This window comes from Mesorhizobium sp. M4B.F.Ca.ET.017.02.2.1 (assembly GCF_003998955.1).
GTDB classification, from domain to species: Bacteria; Pseudomonadota; Alphaproteobacteria; order Rhizobiales; family Rhizobiaceae; genus Mesorhizobium; species Mesorhizobium abyssinicae.
Map to the genome: position 1 here is coordinate 1 of NZ_RZOF01000547.1, position 2,445 is coordinate 2,445.

The following is a 2,445-nucleotide window of genomic DNA, read 5'->3' on the forward strand; positions in this document are numbered from 1 at the left end:
TTATTCATGCATGCGACGCCATATATCCGTGCTATGATCCGGCGATGCCGTCACCCGATCTCAACCTGCTGGCCGCCCTGGATGTCCTGCTGAACGAAGGCAGCGTGGCGCGCGCCGCGCAAAGGCTGGGCCTCAGCCCGTCGGCGATGAGCCGCACGCTGGCGCGCCTGCGCGAGGCGACGGGCGATCCGCTGCTGGTCCGCGCCGGCCGGGGCCTTGTGCCGACGCCGCGCGCGCAGGAATTGCGGCTGCAGGTGGGCCGCGTGGTCGAAGACGGGGAAGCGCTGCTGCGCCCGGCCAGGCTCCTCGACCTGCAAGGCCTCGACCGGACGTTTACGCTGCGCACCAACGAAAGCTTCGTCGAGGAGTTCGGGCCGCGGCTTGTCGCCCGCGCCGGAGCGGAGGCTGCCAATGTGCGGCTGCGCTTCGCGCCGAAGTCCGACAAGGACGTAGCGTCGCTGCGCGACGCGACCATCGATCTGGAGATCGGCGTAGCCGGCGAGACCGGACCCGAGGTCCGCATTCAGACGCTCTTTCGCGACCGCTTCGTCGGTGCGGCGCGGTCCGGCCATCCGCTAAGCCAGGGGCCTGTCACGCCGGCGCGCTTCGCGGCCGGGCGCCACATCAGCGTTTCCCGGCGCGGCCGCGAGAGAGGGCCGATCGACGAGGCCCTGGAACAGCTTGGACTGCGCCGGACTGTGGTGTGCATGGTGTCCAGCTTCTCGGTGACACTCGCCATGGCCCGCGCGTCCGACCTGATCGCCAGCGTGCCCGAGCGGCATACGGAAGGCGCGCGCGCCGGCATGTTCAGCTTTCCCTTGCCGGTCGCGACAGCGGAGGTGACGATCTCCATGCTCTGGCATCCGCGCCTCGACGCCGATCCGGCGCAACGCTGGCTGCGCGATTGCGTGCGCGCGGTCTGCGCCGCTTCCGGCTGAGCGGAATTACGCTGACATCGCCGCTTCGAGCGCCGTGAAGATGCGTTCGTCAGCCGACTGGGCGACATTGAAGCGCAGGAAGCGGCTGGCTGTTCCGGACAGGCTGAACGCATTGCCGGGTGCCAGCACTACACTGTCGGCCAGTGCGCGGCGAGCGACCTCCGCCGCATTCAGGCCCTCCGGCAGGCTGCACCACAGGAACAGGCCGGCCGGCTGCTCGATCCACGGCGTGATGCCGATCGGCTTCAGGCGGGCACTCGTTTCGGCCATGGCGCGCGCAAGCCGGATGCGCAACGCCTCGACATGCTTGCGGTAGCTGCCGTCCTTCAGCAGGGTCAGCACCAGTTCAGCCGCCAGCCTGCCGCCGCCGAAGGTCGTGGCGATCTTGAGGTCGATGAGCTGCTCGATCCAGTCGCGGGGCGCCGCGATGAAGCCGCATCGCACCGAGGCCGACAGCGTCTTGGAGAAGCTGCCGATCTGGACGACGCGGTTGAGGCCATCGAACGCCGCCAGGCGCGGGGCGGGGCTGTGCTCGAAATCGGCGAAGATGTCGTCCTCGACGATGGTGAGGTCAGCCTGGTCGGCGAGCTTGAGCAGCCGGTGGGCGGTGACCGGCGACAGGATCGCGCCTGTCGGATTGTGGATGCCGGAGTTGGTGATGTAGAGGCGCGGCCGGTGCTCGGCCAGCGCCGCGGCGAACAAGTCGATGTCCGGCCCAGATGGCGTGTAGGGCACGCTGACCACCTTGGCGCGGTGGGCGCGCAGAAGCGCGTGAAAATTGAAATAGCAGGGGTCGTCGACAAGCACGGTGTCGCCCGGCTCGATCAGGAAGCGGCACAGGAGATCGATGGCCTGGGTGCCCGATTCCGTCAGCATGATCTGTTCGGGCGCGGCTTCGATGCCATGCCCGGCCATGCGCCGCGCCAGCAACTGTCGCAGCGGCGGCAGGCCGAGCGGCGTGCCGTAATCGGCAAGCGCGACATCATCGGCGCGCGCCGCCGTGCGCAGCGCCCGGCGCAGGGCGGCTTGCGGCATCCATGCGGCCGGCAGCCAGCCGCAGCCGGGTTTCAGCACCTCGTCGCCGGCTTCCAGCGACTGGCGCGAGACCCAGAGCGGATCGACCTCGCGGTCGAGACGGGGGCCGATCTCGGCCAGCGACAAAGGCGCCAGCTGGCCGGCGGCGTAGAAGCCCGAGCCAGGGCGCGAGCGGATGGTGCCTTCCGCGGCGAGCCGCTCATAGGCCTCGACGACGGTGGATTTCGAAACCCGCATGGATTTGGCGAGGGCGCGGATCGAGGGCAGCCGCGCCCCCGGCGTCAGGCTGCGGGCAGCGATCCGCTGGCGGATGGTCGCCATGACAGTTTCGACAAGCGTGGTGGCGGCAAAAGTGCGCGCTGCGTCGGCTTCCAGAGCGAGTTCGGTCATCTGTATTGCTCAATTGACCATTACAGTTTTGCCGAATTGTACCGCATTGTCTCTGGCTGCACCATAGGGGTCTGCGCGATAC

Annotated in this window: 2 protein-coding genes; one reads left to right on the forward strand and one right to left on the reverse strand. The window is 68.7% G+C overall.

Translation table 11 applies throughout. From position 1 onward, the window contains the following. Positions 1-44 precede the first annotated feature (44 nt). Entirely contained in the window at positions 45-938 is an 894-nt protein-coding gene (locus EN738_RS33565) for a LysR family transcriptional regulator (RefSeq protein WP_127287286.1), read from the forward strand. Between the two features lie 6 nt (positions 939-944). Here EN738_RS33565 and EN738_RS33570 read toward each other — a convergent pair whose 3' ends face one another. Then, on the reverse strand, positions 945-2,363 hold the full coding sequence (locus EN738_RS33570) for a PLP-dependent aminotransferase family protein (RefSeq protein WP_127287287.1): 1,419 nt from the start codon (positions 2,361-2,363) through the stop codon (positions 945-947). Positions 2,364-2,445: the final 82 nt, after the last annotated feature.

Coding starts and splice junctions, on each gene's coding strand:
- EN738_RS33565 (WP_127287286.1), top strand. CDS start 45: ATGCCGTCACCCGATCTCAACCTGCTGGCCGCCCTGGATGTCCTGCTG.
- EN738_RS33570 (WP_127287287.1), bottom strand. CDS start 2,363: ATGACCGAACTCGCTCTGGAAGCCGACGCAGCGCGCACTTTTGCCGCC.